Genomic DNA, 24,307 nt, shown 5'->3' with positions numbered 1-24,307 from the left:
GGCCCTTTTCATTCTGTGAAAGGGGCTCTTTTTTGTATAAATAAATAGCGATTTTATACAATCCTGAGAGATGACAACTGGTTAAAAGGGTAAGGAAGAAGTGAAGGGGGTCGCAGCACGTTGATAGAGCTTAAGCAGTTAACCAAACATTATGGCAAAGGCACCCGACGCGTTAATGCGCTGTCTGGGTTGAACCTTTCTATAAAGCGTGGAGAAATATTCGGAGTGATTGGTCACTCCGGAGCGGGGAAAAGTACATTGATCCGCTGTATTAATTTATTGGAACGCCCTACTTCAGGTGAAGTATGGGTAGACGGGGTAAACCTCACTACTGTGAGTCAATCCCAGTTACAAATGCAGCGCCGAAAAATCGGAATGATTTTTCAGCATTTTAATTTGTTGTCTTCGGCGACTGTATATGACAATATTGCATTTCCGTTGCGGCTGGTAAACACGCCCAAGCAGAAGTTGGACCAGAAGGTCCGTGAACTGCTGGAACTGGTGGGTCTCGAAGAGCACAGTGGAAAATATCCGTCACAGCTCTCAGGTGGACAGAAACAGCGGGTAGGAATTGCGCGGGCGTTGGCTAGTGATCCTCATGTATTGCTGTGTGACGAAGCGACTTCTGCGCTTGATCCGCAGACGACGGGGTCTATCCTGAAATTGCTGCTCGATATTAATCAGCGCTTTAATCTAACCATCGTGCTGATTACACATGAAATGCATGTCATTCAAAGCATTTGTGATAAAGTTGGCGTCATTCATCAGGGCGACATCGTGGAGCAAGGTCCGGTGGCGGAAGTATTTTTGAAGCCGCAGCACCAGGTTACCAAGGACTTTATTCAGCGGGAGTCAGAACATCCCGAGGAGTTGCAAGCAGCGATTGCGGCAGCAGGTGGCGGCGAGTCGGCGCAGGTGGTGCGTATCTCCTTCTTGGGCAGCAAAACATATGATGCGATTCTGTCGCGTACGGCTCGAAGCACTGGGGTTGATTTTGCGATCTTGCAGGGAACCATATCTACCATTAAAAATGTACCCTATGGTCAGCTAATCGTTCGTTTTGAAGGAAACCATGAGGATATAGAGCATACGCTGCGCGAAGTGTCTGGGCAAGGACTTGATGTGGAGGTGATCGGACAATGAGCGAACTTGATTTTTCACAAGTGAGTTGGGAAGAGCTAGGGAATTCTACTCTGGAAACCCTTCAGATGCTCGGTGCATCCGCATTGTTCACCCTCATTATTGGTTTGCCGCTCGGCATATTATTGTTTCTGGCGAGCCGCTCCTCGTTGACTCTGATGAAGGTGATATATATTGTGTTATCCTTCGTCGTTAACATTTTGCGTTCCGTACCATTCATCATTTTGATCGTTGCACTTATTCCTTTTACACGATCGCTGGTAGGTACCTCGACCGGGGTGTTGGGAACCATCCCGCCATTGGTTATCGGGGCTGCCCCATTCTTCGCACGTCTTGTCGAAACGTCTCTGCGTGAAGTGGACAAGGGTGTCATTGAAGCCGCTCAAGCGATGGGTGCCTCGACAGGACAAATTATCCGGCGTGTGCTGTTACGTGAGGCACTTCCGGGTCTGCTCGCCGCATTAACCATTACCGTCGTTACACTCGTATCCTACACGGCAATGTCCGGGATGATCGGGGGCGGTGGACTAGGTACACTGGCTATCAACTACGGCTATTATCGTTATGAAACGGCTGTCATGATCGTTGCGGTCGTGCTGATGGTTGTATTGGTACAATTGCTGCAAATGGCGGGAGATCGCCTCGTGCGGCATTATACTCGAAAATAGGGAAAACATATAGATATCCTTATTGATCAGGACGTCTGCTCCTGAATATTACAAATTATTGGAGGGGTAATCACATGAAGAAATGGGTATTGGCTGTACTAAGCTTGACATTAATTGCGGTGCTGGCTGCTTGCGGTACAAAGAGCACAACATCGGATACAAACAATGCGGCCGAAAATACAGGCGGATCACCACGTGAAGTGGAGCTGAAAGTTGGAGCTTCTCCTGTACCACATGCGGAAATTTTGGAAGCAATCAAACCTCAGTTGGAAAAAGAAGGAGTTCGTCTCCAAGTCGTTCAGTTTAACGACTATGTACAGCCGAACGTGCAATTGTTTGACAAGCAACTGGATGCCAACTTCTATCAACATGTACCTTACTTGGATGTGATGAACAAAGAGCGCAAAATGAACCTGGTTTCTGTGGGCGCAGTTCATTTGGAGCCATTCGGTATCTACTCCCAAAAATATAAAAAGCTTGATGAACTCCCAGATGGCGCAACTGTAGCCATTCCGAACGATGCAACAAACGGAGGCCGTGCTTTGCTGTTGTTGGAGAAACAGGGTCTGATCAAGCTGAAAGACGCAAGCAACATTGAAGCTACCGTAAAAGATATTACAGAGAATCCGAAAAATCTGGAATTCAAGACTTTGGAGGCGGCTATGCTGCCACGTCAGTTGCCTGAAGTAGACATTGCGTTGATCAACACGAACTACGCTTTGGAAGCGAAGCTGAACCCTACGAAGGATGCACTGGCACTGGAAGACAAGGATTCTCCTTATGCTAACGTTCTGGTAGCGCGTCCTGATAATAAAGATTCCGAAGCGATTCAGAAGTTGCTTAAAGCTTTGCAATCTCCAGAAACTAAAAAATTCATCGAAGATAAATACCAAGGCGCAATTATCCCGGCATTTTAAGTAGGGAACGAGAACGCATTGCACGCAACCCCCAGATTCTCTTGAACAAGAGGACTGGGGGTTTCTTTTGGGATGGAGTTGTAGGGGAAGCTTAAATATTTTATACTTGGGGGTGACCGTTCTCTGTGAACAGGAGGAAAATTGTTGAGAGATAAAGTCGCATTCATAACGGGCAGTGCCAAAGGTTTAGGTAAAACGACCGCTCTGCGTCTGGCGGATGAAGGCTGTAATATTGCGCTGAATTATGTGCATAGCCAAGCAGAAGCTGAAGCGCTTAAGCGGGGGATTGAGTCTAAGGGAGTACGCTGCTTGTCTTTACAAGGGGATATCTCTGTTCAGGAAGATATCACGAGGTTGATTGGTGAAGTACAGGATCGGCTAGGCGGAGTCGATATTATGGTGAACAATGCTGGACCGTTCATCCGGGAACGCCGTCTGTTTGCGGATTACAGTGTAGCTGAGATTCATGCCATGATACAAGGGAATCTGGTCGGTACCATGTTGCTGGATCATTTGGTATTGCCTCACATGCGTAGCCAGCAATGGGGACGTATTATTCATTTTGGCTTTGGTCATGCTGGAGAAGCGAGGGCTTGGCCACATCGCGCCGTCTACGCAGCCGCCAAGGTGGGGCTGGTGTCTTTTACGAAGTCACTGGCTGTGGAGGAAGCTCCTTATGGCATCACGGTCAATATGATCTGTCCAGGGGATATTCGAGGAGCAAATAAGGAAATGTCAATCGCCGATGTCATCGGCATGCAGGATAAAGAGACACCGCGTGGACGTCCGGGGAGCGGAGAGGATATTGCGAGAGTGATCGCCTATTTGTGTGAGGAGCATTCGGATTTTATAACAGGCAATATTATGGATGTATCGGGAGGATTGGACCCCATTCGGCCAACCATATAAGCTTGAGTGATCCCCCAGACGCTGTAACACAAAAAAGAGTCTTGAGCTTCGTTGCCGAAGTCAAGACTCTCATGATCTTATTGCATCAAGCATTAGAATACTTGTACCACTTCTTGGACGCCGTCGACTTCTTCGAGAAGAGCGCGTTCAATACCTGCTTTCAGCGTGATTGTGGAACTTGGGCAACTGCCGCAAGCGCCTACCAGCTTCAGCTTAACGATGCCGTCTTCTACGTCAACCAGCTCAACGTCGCCGCCATCGCGTTGCAGGAACGGACGGAGCTTATCCAGTACATCTGCTACTTCATCATACATTTGAACGCTTTGTGTTTCGCTCATTAGAATTCAACTCCTTTCCTATACCTTTATTATTATATTACAAAGCGGGCTAAATTAAAATGCCCGTCATCCAAAGCAGGTGAAAAAATGTTAAGACCTATTATTGAGTTTTGCACCAGTAATATGCATTGGGGTACCGATGAAATCATGTCCAAGCTGGAACAGAATCCGGATTATGATGTGATTGAATACGGCTGCCTCAGCAATTGCGGTCAGTGTAACGCGGAACCCTATGCGATGGTCAATGGTGAGATTGTATCCGCAGATTCAGCAGAGCTCCTGTACGAAGTGATTATGAACAAAATTAAGGAAGCCGAAGCATGGGATAACCTAGACTTGGATTAAAATATAATGCTCTGTTAGCCAGCTCCTTGTTGTATAGAGATATACATCATCCATACACGCAACAAACAAAGAAGACCTGCTCTGGGAGCGGGTCTTCTTTGTTTGTTTAGCATACGGTTAGCCAAAATGGCGTTTGGACTTCCAGAGCACACCGCTTTTAAGCAGGCGTGGTACCCGTCCGCGCAATGAGGTACTGCCCATAAAGCCATAGCCGAACCCGGCCTTCTTGCCAAGTGCGCCTAATGTACCGCGCAGCTTTAAAGGATGCGGGTGAGGCGTTTGGCCCTTCCACAGGTCGCGTACAATGTGTGCGATTTGCTCCCCTTGCACCTCTGCCGCCTGAGCGCTTGGAGAGTAGGGAAGGCTCGCACAGTCTCCGACCACATACACCTCAGGATGATCCGGTATTTGATAATATTCGTTGAGCACGATGCGACCCTGAGGGTCTTTAGGGACGGCTAGATCCTGCACAATTTTTACCGGCTGAATCCCGGCCGTCCATACCACTGCATCCGTTATAATTTGCTCGTCACGGTTATAAATAGCCCCCGGCTCAATACGGGAAACCGCAACATGATTCAGGGCATTAACCTGATGCTCCTTGAACCAAGCATGTACATAGGCAGACAAACGTTGCGGGAATGCCGACAGCACCCGCTCGCCCCGATCCATAATGGTAATATTCAAATCCGTGCGGCTTTCACGTAACTCCGCAGCAATCTCAACACCACTAAGACCGCCGCCTACAATATGAACATGCCCATATGGCTTGATTTCGTTCAAGCGCAGATAGGTTTGGCGGGTATGGTTAAACGACTGGATCGTACAGCTGTGTTCTTCAGCCCCCGGTGTATTGTGAAAGCGGTCGGTACAACCCAACGCAATGACAAGCTGGTCATAGGGCAAGGGTTCACCGTCTTGAAAATGGACCATTTTATTCTCCAGATCCATCGAGGTGACTTCTCCGTATTTACGAATAAGACGTTGTTCATCTGGAAAATGTACGCGCAAATCAAAATCAGATACCGTACCTGCCGCGAGGGCATAGTACTCTGTTTTCAATCCCTGAAAGGGCATTCGATCCACTAAAATAACTTGAACATCGTCGGGAATGTGTTTATCCAGCAATTCTTTGGCAATGGTAAGGCCGCCATAGCCGCCCCCCAGAATAACGAAATTTTTCATCAAAATTCGCCTTCCTTTCGCTACCGTATCCCCGGCAAATGGTCTGGTGTCTCGTTGAACTAACACAAGTTATTGTTGTTATAAAACCCGAGAATCGGGCCTGCCTGTGGAAGACAGACCAGCGTATTCCGGGGCAGTAAGATGCTGCATGGTGTGAGTAATGGGGATGAAATGCTCGCGGGAAATCTGAATCCGATATTACAGTTATTCGAAAACTTCGATTTCGTTATAGAAGGTGTCCCGTTCTACAGGTATGCGTCCTGCACCTTTGACCAGCCAGATCAGCTCTTTACGGGTCAATCCGGCAGGGGTCAATGCACCTGCGGCATGGCTGATCTGCTCGCGCACAATCGTGCCATGGACGTCTGATGCGCCAAAGGTGAGAGCGACCTGCGTCAATTGCGGGCCAATATTGATGAAGTAAGCTTTGACATGGTCGATATTATCCAGCATCAGGCGGCTGATCGCAATGGTTTTGAGATCCTCGTAAGCGGAGTTACGGCGCATGATGTTGGCGTTTTTGCTTTTCGGCTGCATGGACAGTGGAATAAATACCATAAATCCATTCGTTTCATCCTGCAATTCACGAATTTGCAGCATATGTTCAATACGATCCTGATACGATTCGACCGAACCGTACAGCATAGTCGTATGAGTTTTCATGCCGAGATTGTGGGCCGTACGATGTACTTCGAGATAGCGGTCCACGTTGGCTTTCGTAACACGCATCTTCTTCCGATATTCGTCGGATAAGATTTCCGCGCCACCACCAGTCAGGGATTGAAGTCCAGCCTTTTGCAGCTCCTGAAGCACTTCTTTAATACTCAAGCCGCTTATGCGTGTGAAAAAGTCAATTTCTGCTGCAGTGTAAGCTTTCAGTGTAACGTGAGGATATTTTTCGTTCAGCGCCTTCAAAGAGTCTACATAGTATTGGAAAGGCACATGATTATTATGACCACCGACGATATGAAATTCTCTTACCCCCGGATGGATGTGTTGCTCTACATAATCAATCATTTCCTGCCCGGACAACGTATAAGAGCCGTCCTCCCCCTGATCCTTGCGGAAATTGCAGAACGCGCAGCGCGCTTCGCATACATTGGTGAAGTACAGGCTCATGTTTTCGATAAAATAAACCTTTTTTCCGTTCTTGCGTAAATTAGCTTCGTTAGCTAACTGACCCAGTGTGAGGATATCGTCAGTTTCATACAAATATATACCATCTTCAAGGTTCAAACGAATCCCGTTCTGTACCTTTTCTACAATTTCCGCCATTCTGCGGTCTGTAAAAGGTGTAACTAATGTGGACATGCCTATTCCTCCTTCAAGTTGCTCTGTGCGAGGCTGTCCGCCAAATCAGCGGCACAAGCGCTTGGTGCGCAGAGGATGTCCCGTTCCGTCGGCAAGAATCCGGCAGCGCGGATATACGATATGTGAAAAATGTTACAATGCCAGGCTACAATGAAGAATATCTCAAAATATCGCCTTTGAAATGACAAATTTCCGACAGTTTCTTTTACACACTCTTCACCTATTATAAACCTCACACCACCGCTGTTCAATACAAACGAATAGAAAAACAGGTCTTTAAGCCTGTAAGGGAAGGACATTCCATGACTTGAGCACCTGCAAATAGTGGAGTATACTGAAGGAGAACATGAAGTAAAAGAGGAGGATGGAGCTATGATTAACATCACCGATTCCGCTGCTGAGCGTTTGAAGGATATGCTGGAGCAGCAGGAAACGCCGAATATGTTTTTACGTCTGGGTGTTACGCCAGGTGGATGTACCGGATTTTCGTACGCTATGGGCTTTGACGACAACGAGACGGATCAGGATATATATATGAACGTACAGGATATGAAGATTGTCGTGGAAAAGGAAAGCATTCCCTACCTGGACGGTCTGGAAATCGACTTTGAAGAGTCCGGAATGTCAGGCGGCTTCACAATTCATAATCCGAATGCAGTAGCTACATGCGGCTGCGGTTCAAGCTTCCGTACGGCTACGGATGCCGGGAAACCGAACGAAGAGCCTTGTTAATTAAGGTTTTTCGAGTAGTGGTCTGAATTATAGAAGCCTAAATGTCAGGATGGTTCCCTAAAACATGTGTTTAGGTTGCGGATAACGGCCTTTGTAACGGGATTTTACTCGTTGCGGAGGTCGTTTTTGTGTTGTTTCTTCTGTCTAATATCATCATTTACTTTTGAAATACCGATATAACATGGAGTTTGGAGAACTATGTTCTACATAAATTTTACCTAAAGGAAGTGGAAAGAGATGTTAAGAAAGAAATGGCTTATCACCCTGTTGGTTGCGGTGGCACTGTTTTTTAGTCAATCCGCATTCGCGGCAAATACGTTTACTGATGTGAACGGGACAAAATATGAGTGGGCTGCTGAATCTATTCGTTCGATGGTCGACAAAGGTGTTGTCAAGGGCTATGCGGATGGCACCTTCAAGCCAGGCAAAACCATAACGAAAGCGGAATTTGTAAATATGTTTCACAAGCTTTTTCCAGAGATCAATCATTCGTCTGGAAAAGCTTCAGAATTTGTTGATGCGCGTAAGCACTGGGCGAATAAAGATTTTGCAGCATTATTCAATGGGGATTATGTTTGGGGCTTCACTGAAAGAGTAGGAGGCAAATATCCAAACTATCAATTCTATATCAATCCCGACAAACCGCTGACCCGCTGGGATGTGATGATGATTGCTTCCGTTCGGACGGATTATACGAATCAGACTCTTCATCCTGAGATCAAGGAAGTAATCTCTGCAGCTGCGCAGTATAAGGATATAAAAATTCGTCAGGCGAATTACAATGACAATTACTCGTTCAGCTATCCAGTAATATACATCGACACGACTCAAGAGGAGCCCTTTTATGAAGATTCCCAAACTCAAAAGGCAGAAGCATTCTACACCCTGACTAATATGGGCGTCCTTACCGCCAATGATGGATACCTTCACCCCAAAGCGCTAGTCACACGGGCTGAAGCGGTTACCATTTTACAGCGTTTGTACGAAGCCACAAAGCAATCGAAGTGATGATCAGACGAAAGCAAGAAAAGATCCAACTATAAATGAAGGCCTCTATAGCGGTATAGTCGCGTACTATATTGCTAAGGAGGCCTTTTTGAATGTGTTTAATGATCATTATCACTACGTGTGGATTGGACAAATTTACTCAGGGCATTAAAAAAGGCAAATACAACTGTAAAAAGTAAGAGTGCTACGGGTTTAATTTCAATCTCAGAAAAAACACTATATAGAACTAAACATGCAAAAAAGAGTACTGAGGTATTTATGTTTTGTTTTGTGTACATCGATTTTATAAAGTGCATTGTATCACTCTCCATTTTATTATAAGTGATTACTCTGGCATGACTTATAAAGCAATGGAGCAACCTATCAAAAGATCGAATATATAAATGGAACTTAAAAGTTACTTTAGTGCCACTCCGCAGACGGATGGTGCTTCCCATCGCCACCGCCCCCGGATTTCTTGAATAAAGATTATGTTAGGGTAGAAATCCGGGGACAAAAGCGACCGCTTCGCTTGTACAGCACCATTCCGTCTACTCCGTTTTTCGTGTACATTTCTTACTATATAGCAAAAAATTGAACTAATTGATCGGTTCCTTAAGCAGCGGGTAGATAACAATAGGAAAATATAGTTAATAAAAAAGGAAGAGCGCTATCCTCTTCAAAAAGGCTAGCGCTCTTTTTCTGTATCTAATGGTTGCTCCTCTATAAACTCTACAACCTCTTCAATTCTACAGTCTAATTCCTCACAAATGCGTGCAATGACACTCATAGCTACAAATTCCCCATTAGACATTTTCGCCAAAGTGGATGGTGATATTCCTAATTGAGTGCGAAGGTAAGTTCGTGTTTTATCTCGTTTAATTAGAGTGATTTCCATTGGTTTATAACTTGGTTTCAATCCCATGAGCAATCCCCCTCAACTTATTATATGTACTTAAATCTTAGAGAAGTCAAACCTAAATTACAATAATGCGTACATTTTATTCGATAAGTGTTGAAAATGTACATGTGAAAGTGTATTATATGTATAAGAAGTCGTACATTAAATACATATATACATAATTTTTGTTCTTTATTTGACAAAAAAATTAATCAATCCAGAAGGAGAGAAATTATTTATGACGGAATCGGTTGAATTGAATAGAGTTGCCATGGTATATGGACCTGATGATGATCCTCATATGTATGAGATATTTGAGGGGGTTCTGTATGATCGTAGCTATTTCTTTTATATTGAACATGGGAGATTGTGTCTGCGACATGTACGAAAGGTAGAACAACCTGATCATCCGCATCTTTATGTGGATGGGGAAAGTGGGGGGCTCCAACTAGCAAAGAATGTACAGCGTGAAATTATGGAGGTCGTTACAGAAATGATTGAGCGTTTGCGTAATAAGGATGGTTTGGCGTTTTTACTGGATGAACTGCTATGGCTACATGGTCGAAGTCATATTGAGCTTAACCTCGTGAAGAATAAAGGATGATATATTTCATTGGAAACTAACTGATTTGTAACCTTTCCCCACGGAGCTGGCACTTAAGATTAAGAACACGAAAGAAAAGAGGCAGGGACGTATGAGGGAGTGGGTTGAAAAGGCGCGGCAGGGGGATGAAGAAGCTTTCGGGCAGCTAATGCTGCATTTTCGCGGGATGGCATATGCGGTGTCCTACGACATGCTGAAGGATGTTCATCTGGCGGAAGATGCCGCGCAGGATGCGTTCATAGAGGCTTATCAGAATCTGGAGAAGCTACAGAATCCGGCCGCTTTTCCAGGCTGGTTCAAGACGATTGTCGTAAGACAGTGTCAGCGGATGCTGCGACGCAAGCAACATTCGGTGCTTCCTCTGGATGAGGCTGTGCAGGTATCGGGAGGAGTACCGGGTCTGGCAGAAATTGCGGAGCGTAGGGAGGAGAGCCAAGTTCTACAACAATCGGTGAAGGAACTGTCTGCCAAGCTGCGCGTGCCTCTGCGGCTATTTTATTTTTACGGCTACTCTCTTCAGGAGATTTCGGATTATCTGGGCACTCCGATCCCGACGCTTAAAAAGCGGCTGCACGATGCCCGCCGAAAGTTGAAAGGTACACTCCCAGTAGCCGACCTCGTCTCCGTGTTCAATCATTTGTATGAGGGAGGGCAAAACATGCTACATATTGTTAACGGTGATGTTGTAGGTAAGATGTTGAAGCAGGGTGTTGTACAGGGTGATGTGCTTGTATGGAGAGAGGTATATCCGGCAGGACCGATATTTGCAAATCCAGCGGGGGCGGAAGAACGGGCATTGCGGGCCCGGGTCTTGGAAGAAACGATGGGTATTCCGGCCAGCGAATATATTACGGGTTGTGAGGAACAAGAGCAGAAACTTCGTGAATGTATCAAGTATGATGAAGTCGTGTTGTGGTTTGAGCATGACCTGTTTGATCAGAGCATGCTCGCCTATCTGCTCCACTGGTTCAAAAGACAGAAATTGGGCCGCACGAAGCTGAGCCTGCTCTGTATTGGGGAGTTTCCGGGAATCGAACGGTTTCATGGTCTAGGACAGCTTACTCCGGCACAGCTTCAGACATTATCCGGGACCTGGCGGACCATTGGGCGGCAAGAAATGGAGCTCGGAAGCGAGCTTTGGCAGGCATATGCTTCTCCTGATCCTACTCAAATGGCTAATCTGCTGGAAGACAAGAAGTCTGAATTGGCAGCATCCGGCCTGCCTTTTGCCTATGAAGCTTTCACAGCGCATCTCAAGCGGCTACCCTCGGAGCAGAATGGTCTTGGCATTGTGGAACAAACCACGCTTCAGACCGTTCATAATGGAGTAGATACGCCACTGGAATTGTTTCGTCAGGTAACTGACGTCCTGCATGTGCTCGGCATGGGTGATCTCGAATACTGGAAAGTTATTCGTGCTTTGGCGCAAGGTGAACATCCTTTGCTGATCATTGACGGGGATGAGGTCGGCTTGGATTTCAGACAAATTCCGGATTTTCTGCACCGAAAGGTAATTCTGACAGAGTTGGGTAAAGAGGTACTGAACGGATCAGCCGACCGCATTGCAGTTCAAGGGATCGACGAGTGGTTTGGGGGGCTGCATCTCCATGGACATGAGATTTCTTGGCGATGGGATGATGTAGTCGGAGGTTTGATCCGACATTGAACAAGCTGTAGCAATAAATAGCTTAATGTGCGAAGGAGTTTTCCGTTTATGGAAAACTCCTTTTTATTTTTATAGTACACCATATTAAAACAAGAAAAACCACCGAGTTCTACTGCTTCAAATCCGTAAACAGTTCCTGCGCAGTACGCACAAATAACTGTACAGCCAGAGAAGCATTGTGCAGAGACGGTACAGCAATACCGATTTGACGTGTGATCAGAGGTGAGGTTTCCTTGACGGTCAGATCATGGGGGAATGTGGACAAGGCGAGTGAAGAGACAATGCCCATACCTAGTCCTTGTCGGACCATGCTGACCAGGGTGCTAATATTGTGAGTAATGAATTGGGCCTGCAACTGACTTTGTTCGCGTTCAAAACCTTCCATAATGGCGACCTCATGTCCACCTTTACAAAAGATCATATCCTGTTCATTCAAGTCTCGAATGGCGATTTTATTGTGTGATTGTAGAGGGTGACCGTCTGGCAGGAGAATAACCATATCATCCTGACATAAAGGGATTACATCTACCTGAGGGTCTGGTAACAGGATGATGCCCGCTTCGATTTCTCTGGTATGCACCCACTCCTTGACTTCATTCGTGGAGCCTTCATGCAGATCGAAAACAAGGTTCGGATAATGCTGACGAATATGATGAATAATCGGGGGCAGAAAATAGGCTGAGGCAGAAGGGAAGGCACCGATCGTGATCGTGCCCACGTCTAGACCTTTTTCAGCAGCCACCTGCTGCTGTACCTTTTCCATGCTTTGCAGCATCATACGGAATTGCAGCAGTACCTTGTGCCCGATATTTGTCAGCAGCACTCCTTTTTTTCGGTCGCGCAGCAATAGCTGGACACCCAGCTCGTTTTCGATGCTGGCGATGGCATGGCTGACCGCGGGCTGCGTCATATGCAGCTCATGGGCAGTTTGGGTGAAGTTTAGCGTTTCAGCTACACGAACGAAGATCATAATCTGAGTAATGGTCATAAGTGAAAAGTTATCTCCCTTATTGAAAACATTCATTTTATTTATTAGTGACCACAGTATACGCTAGTAAAGCAAAACTTTGCAAACGGCTATTCAGATTTTAGTCGGTAGCAATGAGCGATGAAAATCTAAGGGAGAGAAGACATCTATGAAAAAATTAACACCTAAAGCTACGCTGTGGCTTGTCTTGATATTAGTGATGGTATGGGGGATCAACTGGCCGTTGACCAAGCTGGCTTTGCCAGATACGCCGCCGATATTTTTTTCAGGAATCCGTACCCTGCTGGGTGGTGTGATTCTGCTATTATTCGCTATGCGCCACCTGGAAACCTTGCGCTTTAGACAGAATGCGTGGACTTATCTTGTGCTGGCCATATTTAATATTGCAGGCTATTATGGCTTGCAGACGGTAGGGCTGCGTTATTTGCCTGCTGGGTTATTTTCCACTTTAGTGTTCCTTCAGCCGATCCTGTTGGGATTATTCTCCTGGATGTGGTTGGGGGAGCGCATGTTTCCCCTGAAGGTCATTGGACTGGTACTGGGTTTTGGCGGGGTGATCGTGATTAGCTCTGGTGGGATGGCAGGGCATTTGTCGGTACTGGGTATTGTGTTGGGGCTAGCTTCAGGACTGTGCTGGGCGCTTGGAACGATTTATATGAAGAAAAAAAGCCAGCAACTGGATTCCATTTGGGCGGTGACGATGCAGCTCGTTTTGGGAGGGATCATACTCAATGGGATTGGATTTACGACCGAGAAATGGAGTGATATTCACTGGACGGCCTCCTTTATCGCAATTCTATTGTTTATTTCGATATTCGTGATTGCGATGGGCTGGATGATTTATTTTAAACTGATCGACAATGGAGATGCAGGAACCGTCGGCTCATATACGTTTATGGTTCCGGTACTATCTACGGTCTTTAGTATGGTAATGCTCAAGGAATCACTTACTTTGACGTTTGTTGTGGGGCTGGTGCTGATTGCAGGCAGTGTGTATCTGGTAAATACAGCATCTCCAGGAAAACGAAAGAACCGAAACTCCAGGGCTGATGAAACGAATTCCTGTACAAATGCATAGGAATATGGAATTAGGAAAAATATACTAGATTATTAGAGGAGGGAATAGTAAAATATGACTATATAAGTAGAGAGGAAGTTTGGTATGGGAGAATTAAGCAGTCAAGCTCAGTCTGTGGAGCCGCAAACACATTCTGTTCGTAAGCTCGCAGTTGTAGCAACAGTCATTTCAGGAGTAGCTGTACTAGGATGTATAGCCTTGGCGGTATGGAATTATAATCTGAATACCAAGATAAATACTTTAACTAGTGCGAACGCTTCACTAAATAAGACAACACAAGCATTAACGAAGCAACAAAACGATACAGAGGCGCTACTGGGACGAGTTAGTTTAGTAGCCAACCTGTCAGCCATAACGCATATGTTAGAGCAGACATCTGTCGTTACTGATGATTTTGTATTGGAAAAAGTGACTTTTGATGTAACAGAAGATGGCACGTTGAAGGGTGTGCTACTGAATGTGAACAATCAACCTAATCTTGGTTTTGGCGGTGCTTATCAAGGTTATGGCAAATATAATATGTCCTCAGCTGCATTGACGAAGAAGGCGGAGGAAGTCATAAACATAGCTATGAAAGAGTACGGTACATCTGACAAGCTTCCGGTATGGGATAAGAATACGAGGGTGGAAATGACGGTTCAAAATTATCCGCTTGGGAAGCGGGAAGGCGGCACTTTTAAACTCACCGGTCAGCAATAGGAGGAACCTAATGTATTCCGATGTTGGGTTTTACAGATGAAGCGGGGGAGTTAAGGAATGGACAGATACACACCTACAGCGAGGGAACGCTGGCAGATGAAACAGAGCGAGCCGCAGCAGCAGGGATGGCTGCTCGCTTTCTTTGGCTGGATTTTTGCAGGTTTGGGGTTCATATTTAGTTTTTTTGTCTTTGGAGGATTGTTGGGTGTCTTAGGTTTGGTTTTTGGAATTTTGACGAAACGAATGGAGCAAAGAAACACGCAGGGCATCTTCATTATTGTAATCAGCTCCGTTGCTATTGGCATCGGCCTATTAATTTTTATGATTTTTTTTGCACAAGGTTTTGTAGAAGGTCTGAGAGAAGGGTATAATGAGCATTATTAGGTCAGGGAGGTAGCAGCATTGAGCGTCATTATTTCACAGCAGATCTCGGCAACGGGCGTGAAGGAATATACGAAGGTGATGAAAACATTTGATTCTCCGTTTACGCCTTTAGTTGGACAGAAGATCAGGGATACGGCATTTGGCGATATGCAATATTACGATGTCGAGGACGTATTTATTGATCTAGCGGAGAATGAATATTGGGTTATTCTACCTGCCGTTTTGCTGCATTCTGATGATATTGAGGATATACGAGACGCTGTGCGTGAGTATCGTTCACATGGTTGGGAATGTACGAAACCTCTGTAAATGCATACCACTTAGGCATCTATACGGAAACGTCTTTCTTATGCGAGATAGGCGTTTTTTTGTGTATTCGTGTAGGGGATACTCCTAATGATTGGCATGAAAAGAAAGAATTTATGCTGAAAATGCGCAAATTTTATCATTTTTTATCATAAAACGACAAGTTGGGAAATGAAAACGGCCTTAATGTGTTATACTTAGTATATCAAAGGACAAGAGTCTAAAACGACCGGTAAGGCCCTTTCTTTGAAGAGCCTCTGAAAGGTTCAACGTTTATCCAAAATAAATGGTCAAAAGGAAAAGGGGAAATGCTAACGTGAGAGTGAATTTGAAATTTACCAACAAAGGGCAAGTTGCAGTTGAGAAGTTCAACAATGAGGAGCTTATCGAAATCTTTACCCGCTACATTAAAACGTTAAGCAAGAAGTATGATATCTCGGTTACTGTACCGGAGGATCTGAATGAGCAGATCTTGGAAGAGGGTACCGTGAAGGTCGTGTTGGATAAGATTAATTGTGACATGGACGCTTTTTTCAAGGAGCTGAGCCGGGATATCAAGGTGCCGCTGGTCAAAAGATTGGGTACCAAACTGGATAACGTATTTAAGACCGAGGTTGTGGAGCAGGAACAGAACTAAGTATTGGGATCAAGCGAGTCCGAATGAGGATTCCCATATGAAATGATAAAGCCTCCCGAATGGGGCGCATGGCTAGGCCATGTGCTCGTTCGGGAGGTTTTATATGTTTAAACTACTCTATTCAGTAGGAAAACATGCAAGGCATGTCTGTCCCTTTTAACGTGTTGTTGTGGATGTAGGGCGTAGTTGAGCTAAATCAAACGAAGGTACCAGCCCTTCCTGCGCGGCGCGACCGAGCAAAGCTTCGATGGCGGCATATCCGCTGTCGCCCAGATTGGCAGTAAAATCGTTAACGTACAGGTCGATATGCGATTGGGCGACATCGGGTGAAAGCTCCTGTGCATGAGACAATACATATTCACGCGAAGCTTCTGGATGCTTCCAGGCGTATTCGACAGAGGCACGTATCCAGTTTGTGATTGCATCCAGATCCAGCGTACGGCGGGCAATAATAGCTCCGAGCGGAATCGGCAGCCCTGTATCTTCTTCCCACCAGTTCCCCAAATCGACTTGCTTACTAAGCCCGTAGGACGGATATGTGAACCGTGCTTCATGAATAACTAGTCCGGCATCTATCTCCCCGTCACGGACAGCAGGCATGATTTGGTCGAACGGCATCACGACGATCTCGCCGACACCCCCAGGCACATGCTTGGCCGCCCACAGGCGGAACAGCAGATAGGCAGTGGAACGTTCACTCGGAACGGCTACACGTTTGCCGGACAGGGCTTCCGGGCCTTCGACGGTGGAACCTTCCTTGGTCAGCACGAGCGGCCCACAACCCCGGCCCAGTGCGCCCCCACAAGGCAGCAGGGCATATTCATCTAGTACCCAAGGGAGTGCAGCATACGAAATTTTCATGATATCCAGTCCGTCTGGTGTGATCGCCAGATTGTTGGTGATGTCGATATCGGCGAATGTAATGTCCAGCGCGGGTGCGCCCGGAATCAAACCATGCGCCAGAGCATGGAAGACATAAGTGTCGTTGGGACAAGGTGAAAAAGCAATTTGCATCTATATAACCTCCGTTAATGTAGAAAATGCGGCTTCCAACGCTTGCAAAGCCTCTTTGATTCGCCAGGCTGCACGGTCACGTGGACCGACGGCATTGGAAATCGTGCGGATTTCCATCGTCGGCAGTTCCAGCTTATTTGCCGCCACGGCCACGCCGTAGCCTTCCATCGCTTCGGCAGCAGCTCCGGGAACGCGTTTGGCCAGCCGTTCCGCTGTTACCGCCGTACCGGTGGCCGTGGAGACGGTCAGGATCGGCCCCGCGACAGCCGTCTGTCCAGTGGCACGCAACGCCTGAACGAATCGCTGCGCGGTGGCAACGTTCACGGCAATTTTGCTTGAGCCGAAACCCAGCTCGTCCACGCTGCTGAAGCCCTCTGCCGTCTCGGCCCCCAGGTCGGCGGCAATGATCGCGTCAGCAACAACGACGCTCTCCAATGCAGCGACCTCCGCGAAGCCGCCACCAATTCCGGCACTGATGACCAGACGGTAGTCACCAGCCGCCGTCAGTGCTAGCGCGGTTGAAGCCGCCGCGGACGGTGCGCCCACGCCAGCCAGCTCGACCACAAAACGGGTATCGCCTTTCAGGCCCCGCAGTACAGCTTCCCGTTCGCCTTCAACCGCGGTCATAACCAGGATGCGACCATCTGATATTGTATGCTCCATCGGTTGATTCCCCTTTAAATTTAGGTAATATGCTCCCTTATCATACTGCTTTTCGAAACGATGTTCAAAAAAAGTCGACAAAAAAAGCGCTCTGAGGCGCCTTTTGGAAAAACTGCAAGATTCAGCAGATATGAAAATCGGTAGTTGTAAACATAAAGCAATTCTAATCTGGAAGAACAGCACAGGCATAGCATATAATAATTATATCGGCTGATCCTTTGTGATTAGCTGAAACATGGTAATATTGCGGTCATAATGGCTTGGGGTTCCATCTTGATTGCGCACCCGAATCATCTCGCTACTGAATAACTCGATATATCCACAGCCAATCTCACAGTATACACCTGTAGGGTCCTCTTGCCAGACCGAAACGAGGTGTTGAGACAGCGCTGCGGTGAAAAATTCGATGTTTTTTTGCAGTACGCGTGGCGTTTTCTTGGGTTCCATAACGTAAATCCTCCCTATATCATGCCATTTAAAAATCAGCAATTGAACGTGGCTTCTAAGTGGTTACTACACATCATAACGAACATAAACAACTGAAAAAGAAACGGTTCTTCAATCTACTCTATGAAACAGACGTAAACACTGTACCGCTTAATGCTATTTTTGTAAAGCATCCGAATGACCTTTTCAAATATCCAGTTTGTGTTTACACACATTTTACATTGCGTTTACACTGCTGTGATGCTAGTGCGTTTCATCTAATAGTACAATAAAGGGTAACTATACTGCATGAATTGATGGAGGCCATATGTTGATAGAGAGTCAGAATAAGGATAAAGCCGGGTCAGAACGTTACTTTAACCGAGATTTAAGCTGGATTGAATTTAATCGCCGTGTGCTTCAGGAAGCTCAGGATGCAGATACACCGTTGCTGGAGAGAGCCAAATTTTTGGCGATTGTATCTAGCAATTTGGATGAGTTTATGGCTGTTCGTGTTGCAGAGACGCGCGAGAAGATCAAGGCGGGTTTTATGCAAAAGGATTTTACGGGATATACCCCCTCCGGTTTGTACAAACGCCTGATCAAGCGTACTGTCTCAATGGTATCGGAACAATACCGAACCTATCGTGATATTTCTCGCCTCTTGACGAAAAAGGGTCTTTTACTGCTCGAATATGAAGACTTGAATACGACACAGCGCAAGTCGCTGGATGCATATTTTCATGAAATTATATTTCCGGTGCTCACGCCGATGGCGGTCGATCAGAGCCGTCCTTTTCCACTCGTTCACAATAAATACGTATATTTAGCGGTCGTCTTGAGACGCCCGGGGGATACGGAGGAGGATAAACCGCTTTTTGCCATTGTGCAGGTGCCTTCGAATATTCCACGTGTGGTTACGGTGCCGTTACGTTCCAATAGCAAGAAGAAATCATTTATTTTAATTGAGGAACTGATCAAGCATCACATCCAAACACTGTTCACCGGATATGTTCCGGAGGCCGTTCATGCTTTTCGTGTTACACGTAACTCCGATTTATCCATTAATGAAGAAGAAATCGAAGATTTGCTCGAAGAGATTGAAAAAGAGCTGCGTCGAAGACGACGGGGGGCCCCAGTAAGACTGGAAGTAGAAAAAGGGATTCATCCCTATGCCCTGATGGAGCTTCAACGCGAATTCAAGCTGTTCGATCATGTGTTTGAGGTGGACGGGCCGTTGGATCTGACGTTTTTGTCGTCTTTTGCCGATCATTTGGAGGGGTATTCGCATTTGAAATTTCCGGCAATCAAACCACTGTATCCGGAAGAACTGCCCCCGCAAGAGGATATTTTCAACGTACTTCGCAAACGGGACGTGCTCGTGTACCATCCGTATGAATCATTCGATGCGGTAACTGATTTTATCATTGAGGCATCAGAGGACCCGGATGTGATGGCAATCAAAATGACCCTGTACCGTGTCAACGGGGAATCGAAGCTGATTCCGGCATTGGCACGTGCGGCCGAATCGGGCAAGCAGGTAACGGTGGTAGTGGAACTGAAAGCCCGTTTTGACGAGGAACGTAATATTGCCTGGGCGCGTACGCTTGAAAAAGCAGGCTGTCACGTAGTGTATGGGTTGGTTGGCTTGAAGACGCACGCCAAAATCATTCTTGTAATACGCCATGAGCGCAACGCGCTCAAACGATATGTGCATGTAGGGACAGGCAATTATAATGAAAGCACGGCGCGCGTGTATACGGATATCGGATTGTTTACGTCGGATCCGGTACTTGGCGAGGATGCCTCCGAACTGTTTAATGAAATTACGGGATTCTCTGCGCTCAAGACTTTGCAAGCTTTTACGGTGGCTCCAACGGGAATGAAGAACAAGCTGTTTGAACTCATCCGTAGGGAAGCAGAGCAAGCATTGGCAGGTAAGCCCGCCCGGATTATTGCCAAGATCAACTCCTTATCCAATCAGGAGATGATCGATGAACTATATGCGGCTTCCCAGGCAGGTGTGAAGATTGATCTTATCATTAGAGGGGTCTGCTGTTTGCGTCCCGGTGTGGAAGGATTCAGCGAGAACATACGTGTCATTAGTATTGTGGACCGCTTTCTGGAGCATTCCAGATTGTTTTATTTTGAAAATGGAGGGAATTCCGAGTTATTTCTGTCCAGTGCGGATTGGATGACTCGCAATTTGACCCGCCGAATTGAACTGATGTGCCCAATTTATGATGACGGGATCAAAGAAATGCTGGCAGATATTCTGCATTTATCGTTAAGGGATAATGTGAAGGCGCGCCAGCTTTTGCCTAATGGCAGCTATCAATTTGTGTCTAGAAACGACAAAGAGGCTCCCATCAGGAGCCAATCTGAAGCGATGAAGGTTAGAAATTGGAAGAAGGTAGAATGGACCACGACAATGTAAGGTTCCACGCTTTTTGGAAATCCTTAGCAACAGATTCTAGCTCCCGTTGTTCTAATATGGGTTCACTTTTGCTTTCCAGACGAAGATGCAGTGCGTCATCCCCTGTAGTGGGATTGATGCTGGTAATCATTCCGGACTCACTCCGATCCATGCCAATCGCGAGCTGAAGCAGCGAGCCGAGCCGATGTACACGTTCCTCGTCGGAAGGCTCCAAAATATCCGCATGTGTGCGTAGCAAACGTGGGGTTCGGTTCTTGGGATGGTAATCCGCGATCAACGCGGCTAGCACCGTTTCCCTATGGGATAAACCGCCAATACCTGCATGTAAGATCCAGAACACGGAATTCTGCCGGAAATGATAGTAATTCAAGGCAGCCCCCGTTTTGTAAAGAGTCGCCGCGGTCAGTAACAAGCGTTTGTCCATAGCAGCTGAGGTTCCGCTAGCTAATGTGTCATAGAGCCGGACGGCGTACTCGTTAACCCGCTTGACATGCGCTTCGCTAACCGGGACAGCAAACGAAAGGATATTGCGAATGGATGTGATAAGCGGATTAGCTACCACGGGCTGTTCCGCGTTGACCAGCTCATGAAATAGGCCGTCTCGCAGACCCGCTCCACTGACCAAATATGCGGAGCCTTGAGCAGCTTCAAATATCGTTTTCAATATAATAAGCCCCGGTACAATGATGTCGGCTCTGTCCTTGGACAGGCCGGCTGTTTTTTTGCGTTTTTCATAGGGAAGATGGGGCAGACTGCCATAGAAGTAATCGACATCTTCTATCGTCATTTCGTAATGATGCGTCACAGGAAGTGAGTAATCCTGCCGCTTTTGATTGATTTTAGCCAAAGTACGCAGGGTCCCACCTAGCCCGATGAATGGCAGATCCGGATTGGAGAAGATCCAATCATGATTTTGCAGTGAAGAACGGACAAAGCTCTCCATTTCCTCAATTTGCTGAGGAGACCATTCGCCATTCTTGACCTCACGTCCAAAGCGCCAATTCATATTGACGGCGCCAAAGGGAAATGACACCGTATGTAGTCGCTTTCGATCGCGGAACAGCGTAATCTCGGTACTGCCACCCCCGATGTCAATGATGATTCCGTCACTCACATTCATAGTGTTCACTACGCCCAGAAAACCGGCATAGCCTTCTTGCTCTCCGCTCAGTATTTCCAGTGTTAAATTTGTCTCCTCCGCGATCCATTGGACGATTTCGTCCGAATTCGTGGCATTGCGGATGGCTGCTGTTGCTGCTGCACGCATACGGACAACCCCGTGCATATGGCATACCGCCATAAATTGGCGCAACAATGGAGCGATGCTTCGAATCGCCTCCCGTTCCATACGGCCGTTGGCCCCAACCTTTTCGCTCAGTCGGGCAGCTTCTTTGCATTCCTGCACAATTCGATAGGCTCCTGTCTCTGTCATTTCATAGATCACCAGACGTATGGAGTTTGAGCCAATGTCCATGATGCCAATTTTGCTATTCATGAGTTGACCTCCTTGTTGAAAAAACGATTTGCCGGTAATTTCCGCTGCTCCGTGCAAATGGTAGTAGATTATTGTCATTGTACCAGTGATATTCAGTGCATGCTACCGTTCGCCATGATCTTGTCGAAATAGACACATGCCGCGGACAATCATCCAAGAATAGAACATTCCTCTTGAGTATGTATAAGTATACCTGACGGCGAAAGGAGAGGGTTAGATGAGACAACTTGCAAGCAAATGGCTAAAGACGAAGGCGCTGCTCCACCATCCACATACCGCCGTTTATATACCGGAAACCTGTCTATATAGTGAAGATCAATTGCGCATGATGCTGCGGCGGCATGCTTTTGTATTTATAAAACCTGTGAAAGGAGGCGGAGGAATCGGAGTCATGCGTGTGGCAAAGGAGCGGAGTGGATACACCTGTACGCGTATGGAGCACACGCACCGGTTCAGTCATTTTAGAGCGCTCGCAATCGGAATCAATAAGCTTCGAGTCCAACGTCCATATCTTATTCAACAAGGCATTCAACTGGCAAGTATTCAAGGCAGACCTGTCGACTATCGAGTCAAAGTCGTGAAGGAAGGGCAGAGATGGGATTTTCGTGCGGTGGTTGCACGTCATGCTCGTCCCGGACTGGTCATTACAAATCTGTGCAAAGGGGGAACTTTGCTGAAGGGAACAGAGGCGCTTCGGATGATATATCCCCGGCGGCTTGCTATTCAAAAGCGGCGAGAAATCATTCAACTTACACAGCGCTGTATTCCTGTACTGGAAAGAAGATTTCCTGGGATCGGACAACTGGGATTTGATTACGGGCTTGATCAGAGTGGAAGGGTATGGATTTTAGAGGTTAATACAAGACCTCAATAAATTTCTGATTTCTTTAAAAAAATTCCAATATAATCTATTAAGAAGAGGCTAAATATAATATATTTATATAAATAATAAAAATATTTTTTTTGTGTTCAAGCGTAAAAATTCTGTGTATAAATATTGTCCACATTATCCCCTGTCACATATATGGGTTAACGACACTTACCAACAATTTATACACAGGATTTCCACAATTGACTGTGGATAACAGAACGCTTGTTCCGATTTTGGTATTTTGATAGAATAGATTTTGAAATAAAAGGAAAGGTTGTGTCGAGGATGGCTATGCTGACGGATGAAATGCTTTTGGATTCCTATCAGATGGCAATCGAGCTTAAACTTGAATGTGACTTCATTGCACTGTTGCTGGCTGAGATTCACAAAAGAAAGTTAGAGATGAATACAGCCGTAGTCCTTCATTAGACCGGACAAGCTCTCGTACTGCGACTGTAAAGTCATTCAGGGTTCGAATGGCTTTACGGACAATCACTGCAACGAATAGGCACACCGTAAAAAAGGGTATTTCACTCCAAACATTCAAATTTGGAGTAAAATACCCTTTTTTGTCATAGTCTAAACTAAACTACATTTTCATGTTACTGCTGTGACCAGGAGACAACTTGGCATCTGGATCTACATAGACCTTGGCGTTGTTGACTGCCGTAGGGGCTTCACCAAAGCCGACCGCAATCAGCTTGAGCTTGCCTGGATAGGTTGTAATATCCCCTGCGGCGAAAATGCCGGGAATATTGGTTTCCTGGCGAGAATCGACCACGATGGAATTACTTTCGATTTCAATTCCCCATTCAGCAATCGGGCCAAGTGTGGACACAAATCCAAAGTTAACGATCACATCGTCCACTTCGATTTCCTGTGTTTCTTTGGTTTTTACATGAGCAAGAGTGACTTTCGTAATCGTGTCTTCTCCATGCAATTCTGTAATTTCCGTTGGTGTAATAACATTTACTTTGGATGCGAGGAGGTTTTCGACACTGTGTTCATGCGCACGGAATTTGTCACGGCGGTGAATCAATGTAACCTGTTCTGCAATCGGTTCCAGCATGAGTGCCCAGTCTACAGCAGAGTCACCGCCACCGCTGATTAGCACTTTTCGGCCTGCAAATTTGCTCAGGTCGCTGACAAAGTAATGCAGGTTCGTTTTTTCAAAATGTTCGGCACCTGGAAGCTCCAGTCTGCGCGGCTCGAAAGCACCAACACCAGCGGTAATAATAACCGCTTTACCATGATACTCGCCACCTTTGTCTGTTTTTACGATGAAGTGGCGTTCTTCTTTTTTCTCTAACGATACGACTTTTTCTTCTAGCTGCACTTCTGGATTAAAGTGGTTCATTTGTTGAACCAAATTGTTGACCAGTTCCTGTGCAGTCACTTTAGGAAAGCCAGCAACGTCATAAATATATTTTTCAGGATAAAGGGCTGCAAGCTGGCCGCCCAGTTGGGGCATACTTTCAATTAAGGTGACGGATGCCTGACGCATTCCTCCGTAAAAAGCGGCGAAAATACCGGCTGGACCGCCTCCAATAATGATCAGATCGCGGATCTCCGCACCTGTGGATTGAGTTGTCACTCTAAAAACACC

Annotated in this window: 27 protein-coding genes; 17 read left to right on the top strand and 10 right to left on the bottom strand. The window is 46.3% G+C overall.

Annotation, left to right across the window (positions count from 1 at the left end):
• Positions 1–120: 120 nt before the first annotated feature.
• The 4 genes from NSQ68_RS20830 (at position 121) to NSQ68_RS20815 (ending at position 3,634) form a co-directional block, all read left to right on the top strand.
• The gene (locus NSQ68_RS20830) at positions 121–1,143 is read left to right on the top strand and encodes an ATP-binding cassette domain-containing protein (RefSeq protein WP_342427075.1); all 1,023 of its coding nucleotides are present in this window, start codon (positions 121–123) and stop codon (positions 1,141–1,143) included.
• Positions 1,140–1,808 carry a methionine ABC transporter permease gene (locus NSQ68_RS20825; protein ID WP_342427074.1) on the top strand — a complete coding sequence of 223 codons (669 nt, stop codon included), beginning with the start codon at positions 1,140–1,142 and terminating at the stop codon, positions 1,806–1,808. The genes NSQ68_RS20830 and NSQ68_RS20825 overlap by 4 nt, the downstream gene beginning before the upstream one ends.
• A gap of 74 nt (positions 1,809–1,882) precedes the next feature.
• On the top strand, positions 1,883–2,725 hold the full coding sequence (locus NSQ68_RS20820) for a MetQ/NlpA family ABC transporter substrate-binding protein (RefSeq protein WP_307353240.1): 843 nt from the start codon (positions 1,883–1,885) through the stop codon (positions 2,723–2,725).
• A gap of 144 nt (positions 2,726–2,869) precedes the next feature.
• Positions 2,870–3,634, top strand: a complete 765-nt coding sequence (locus tag NSQ68_RS20815; RefSeq protein ID WP_342427073.1) for an SDR family oxidoreductase — start codon at positions 2,870–2,872, stop codon at positions 3,632–3,634.
• 92 nt (positions 3,635–3,726) lie between these two features.
• On the opposite strand, the gene NSQ68_RS20810 is transcribed toward NSQ68_RS20815, so the two are convergent.
• Positions 3,727–3,972, bottom strand: a complete 246-nt coding sequence (locus tag NSQ68_RS20810) for a NifU family protein (RefSeq protein WP_013311836.1) — start codon at positions 3,970–3,972, stop codon at positions 3,727–3,729.
• Positions 3,973–4,059: 87 nt separating this feature from the next.
• On the opposite strand from NSQ68_RS20810, the gene NSQ68_RS20805 reads away from it, so the two are divergent.
• Positions 4,060–4,317, top strand: a complete 258-nt coding sequence (locus tag NSQ68_RS20805) for a YuzB family protein (RefSeq protein ID WP_023990179.1) — start codon at positions 4,060–4,062, stop codon at positions 4,315–4,317.
• Positions 4,318–4,434: 117 nt separating this feature from the next.
• On the opposite strand, the gene NSQ68_RS20800 is transcribed toward NSQ68_RS20805, so the two are convergent.
• Positions 4,435–5,502 carry an NAD(P)/FAD-dependent oxidoreductase gene (locus tag NSQ68_RS20800; RefSeq protein ID WP_307353246.1) on the bottom strand — a complete coding sequence of 356 codons (1,068 nt, stop codon included), beginning with the start codon at positions 5,500–5,502 and terminating at the stop codon, positions 4,435–4,437.
• A 204-nt stretch (positions 5,503–5,706) separates the two neighbouring features.
• A complete protein-coding gene (mqnE, locus tag NSQ68_RS20795) occupies positions 5,707–6,813 on the bottom strand; it encodes an aminofutalosine synthase MqnE (protein ID WP_023990177.1) in 1,107 nt (368 codons plus the stop codon).
• A gap of 372 nt (positions 6,814–7,185) precedes the next feature.
• Between mqnE and NSQ68_RS20790 the strand changes: the two genes are divergently transcribed.
• Both NSQ68_RS20790 and NSQ68_RS20785 read left to right on the top strand, forming a co-directional pair.
• Positions 7,186–7,545, top strand: coding sequence for an iron-sulfur cluster assembly accessory protein (locus NSQ68_RS20790; protein WP_342427072.1), 360 nt, complete (start codon positions 7,186–7,188; stop codon positions 7,543–7,545).
• Positions 7,546–7,782: 237 nt separating this feature from the next.
• On the top strand, positions 7,783–8,553 hold the full coding sequence (locus NSQ68_RS20785) for an S-layer homology domain-containing protein (protein ID WP_341163176.1): 771 nt from the start codon (positions 7,783–7,785) through the stop codon (positions 8,551–8,553).
• Positions 8,554–9,220: 667 nt separating this feature from the next.
• Here the strand turns inward: NSQ68_RS20785 and NSQ68_RS20780 are convergent.
• Positions 9,221–9,457 (bottom strand): helix-turn-helix domain-containing protein, encoded by a 237-nt coding sequence (locus tag NSQ68_RS20780; protein WP_103049988.1) that lies wholly within the window; start codon positions 9,455–9,457, stop codon positions 9,221–9,223.
• Between the two features lie 214 nt (positions 9,458–9,671).
• Here NSQ68_RS20780 and NSQ68_RS20775 point away from each other — a divergent pair, with 214 nt between their 5' ends.
• Together NSQ68_RS20775 and NSQ68_RS20770 are read left to right on the top strand one after the other, a co-directional pair.
• Complete coding sequence (locus tag NSQ68_RS20775; protein ID WP_342427071.1) at positions 9,672–10,037, top strand: hypothetical protein; 366 nt, start codon at positions 9,672–9,674, stop codon at positions 10,035–10,037.
• 91 nt (positions 10,038–10,128) lie between these two features.
• The gene (locus NSQ68_RS20770) at positions 10,129–11,703 is read left to right on the top strand and encodes a sigma-70 family RNA polymerase sigma factor (protein ID WP_342427070.1); all 1,575 of its coding nucleotides are present in this window, start codon (positions 10,129–10,131) and stop codon (positions 11,701–11,703) included.
• A 109-nt stretch (positions 11,704–11,812) separates the two neighbouring features.
• Here NSQ68_RS20770 and NSQ68_RS20765 read toward each other — a convergent pair whose 3' ends face one another.
• Positions 11,813–12,691 carry a LysR family transcriptional regulator gene (locus tag NSQ68_RS20765; RefSeq protein ID WP_342427069.1) on the bottom strand — a complete coding sequence of 293 codons (879 nt, stop codon included), beginning with the start codon at positions 12,689–12,691 and terminating at the stop codon, positions 11,813–11,815.
• A 148-nt stretch (positions 12,692–12,839) separates the two neighbouring features.
• Between NSQ68_RS20765 and NSQ68_RS20760 the strand changes: the two genes are divergently transcribed.
• The 5 genes from NSQ68_RS20760 (at position 12,840) to NSQ68_RS20740 (ending at position 15,795) form a co-directional block, all read left to right on the top strand.
• Positions 12,840–13,769 carry a DMT family transporter gene (locus NSQ68_RS20760; protein WP_342427068.1) on the top strand — a complete coding sequence of 310 codons (930 nt, stop codon included), beginning with the start codon at positions 12,840–12,842 and terminating at the stop codon, positions 13,767–13,769.
• 84 nt (positions 13,770–13,853) lie between these two features.
• Positions 13,854–14,468 (top strand): hypothetical protein, encoded by a 615-nt coding sequence (locus tag NSQ68_RS20755; protein WP_342427067.1) that lies wholly within the window; start codon positions 13,854–13,856, stop codon positions 14,466–14,468.
• 57 nt (positions 14,469–14,525) lie between these two features.
• Positions 14,526–14,852: a hypothetical protein gene (locus NSQ68_RS20750; RefSeq protein WP_250266612.1), complete on the top strand. Its 327-nt coding sequence runs from the start codon at positions 14,526–14,528 to the stop codon at positions 14,850–14,852.
• A gap of 18 nt (positions 14,853–14,870) precedes the next feature.
• The gene (locus tag NSQ68_RS20745; protein WP_029518233.1) at positions 14,871–15,161 is read left to right on the top strand and encodes a hypothetical protein; all 291 of its coding nucleotides are present in this window, start codon (positions 14,871–14,873) and stop codon (positions 15,159–15,161) included.
• Between the two features lie 313 nt (positions 15,162–15,474).
• Positions 15,475–15,795, top strand: a complete 321-nt coding sequence (locus NSQ68_RS20740; RefSeq protein WP_023990165.1) for a hypothetical protein — start codon at positions 15,475–15,477, stop codon at positions 15,793–15,795.
• 156 nt (positions 15,796–15,951) lie between these two features.
• Here NSQ68_RS20740 and NSQ68_RS20735 read toward each other — a convergent pair whose 3' ends face one another.
• From NSQ68_RS20735 to NSQ68_RS20725, 3 genes are all read right to left on the bottom strand, one after another.
• Positions 15,952–16,809, bottom strand: a complete 858-nt coding sequence (locus tag NSQ68_RS20735; RefSeq protein WP_342427066.1) for a 1,4-dihydroxy-6-naphthoate synthase — start codon at positions 16,807–16,809, stop codon at positions 15,952–15,954.
• Positions 16,810–17,472, bottom strand: a complete 663-nt coding sequence (locus NSQ68_RS20730) for a futalosine hydrolase (RefSeq protein ID WP_342427065.1) — start codon at positions 17,470–17,472, stop codon at positions 16,810–16,812.
• Positions 17,473–17,673: 201 nt separating this feature from the next.
• Entirely contained in the window at positions 17,674–17,919 is a 246-nt protein-coding gene (locus NSQ68_RS20725) for a hypothetical protein (RefSeq protein WP_007431922.1), read from the bottom strand.
• 307 nt (positions 17,920–18,226) lie between these two features.
• Between NSQ68_RS20725 and ppk1 the strand changes: the two genes are divergently transcribed.
• The gene (ppk1, locus tag NSQ68_RS20720; RefSeq protein WP_342427064.1) at positions 18,227–20,335 is read left to right on the top strand and encodes a polyphosphate kinase 1; all 2,109 of its coding nucleotides are present in this window, start codon (positions 18,227–18,229) and stop codon (positions 20,333–20,335) included.
• Here the strand turns inward: ppk1 and NSQ68_RS20715 are convergent.
• Positions 20,295–21,830, bottom strand: a complete 1,536-nt coding sequence (locus NSQ68_RS20715) for a Ppx/GppA phosphatase family protein (RefSeq protein WP_318627999.1) — start codon at positions 21,828–21,830, stop codon at positions 20,295–20,297. The genes ppk1 and NSQ68_RS20715 overlap by 41 nt on opposite strands.
• Before the next feature lie 217 nt (positions 21,831–22,047).
• Between NSQ68_RS20715 and NSQ68_RS20710 the strand changes: the two genes are divergently transcribed.
• Together NSQ68_RS20710 and sda are read left to right on the top strand one after the other, a co-directional pair.
• A complete protein-coding gene (locus NSQ68_RS20710) occupies positions 22,048–22,704 on the top strand; it encodes a YheC/YheD family protein (protein WP_342427063.1) in 657 nt (218 codons plus the stop codon).
• A 282-nt stretch (positions 22,705–22,986) separates the two neighbouring features.
• Positions 22,987–23,130, top strand: coding sequence for a sporulation histidine kinase inhibitor Sda (gene sda, locus NSQ68_RS20705; RefSeq protein WP_023990158.1), 144 nt, complete (start codon positions 22,987–22,989; stop codon positions 23,128–23,130).
• A 160-nt stretch (positions 23,131–23,290) separates the two neighbouring features.
• Here sda and NSQ68_RS20700 read toward each other — a convergent pair whose 3' ends face one another.
• Positions 23,291–24,295, bottom strand: a complete 1,005-nt coding sequence (locus tag NSQ68_RS20700) for an NAD(P)/FAD-dependent oxidoreductase (protein WP_165148522.1) — start codon at positions 24,293–24,295, stop codon at positions 23,291–23,293.
• Positions 24,296–24,307 lie beyond the last annotated feature (12 nt).

Source organism: Paenibacillus sp. FSL L8-0158 (assembly GCF_038592965.1).
Taxonomy (GTDB): Bacteria; Bacillota; Bacilli; order Paenibacillales; family Paenibacillaceae; genus Paenibacillus; species Paenibacillus polymyxa_D.
The sequence above is the reverse complement of the archived record's forward strand: the minus strand, read 5'-3'. Positions and strand labels throughout refer to the sequence as shown.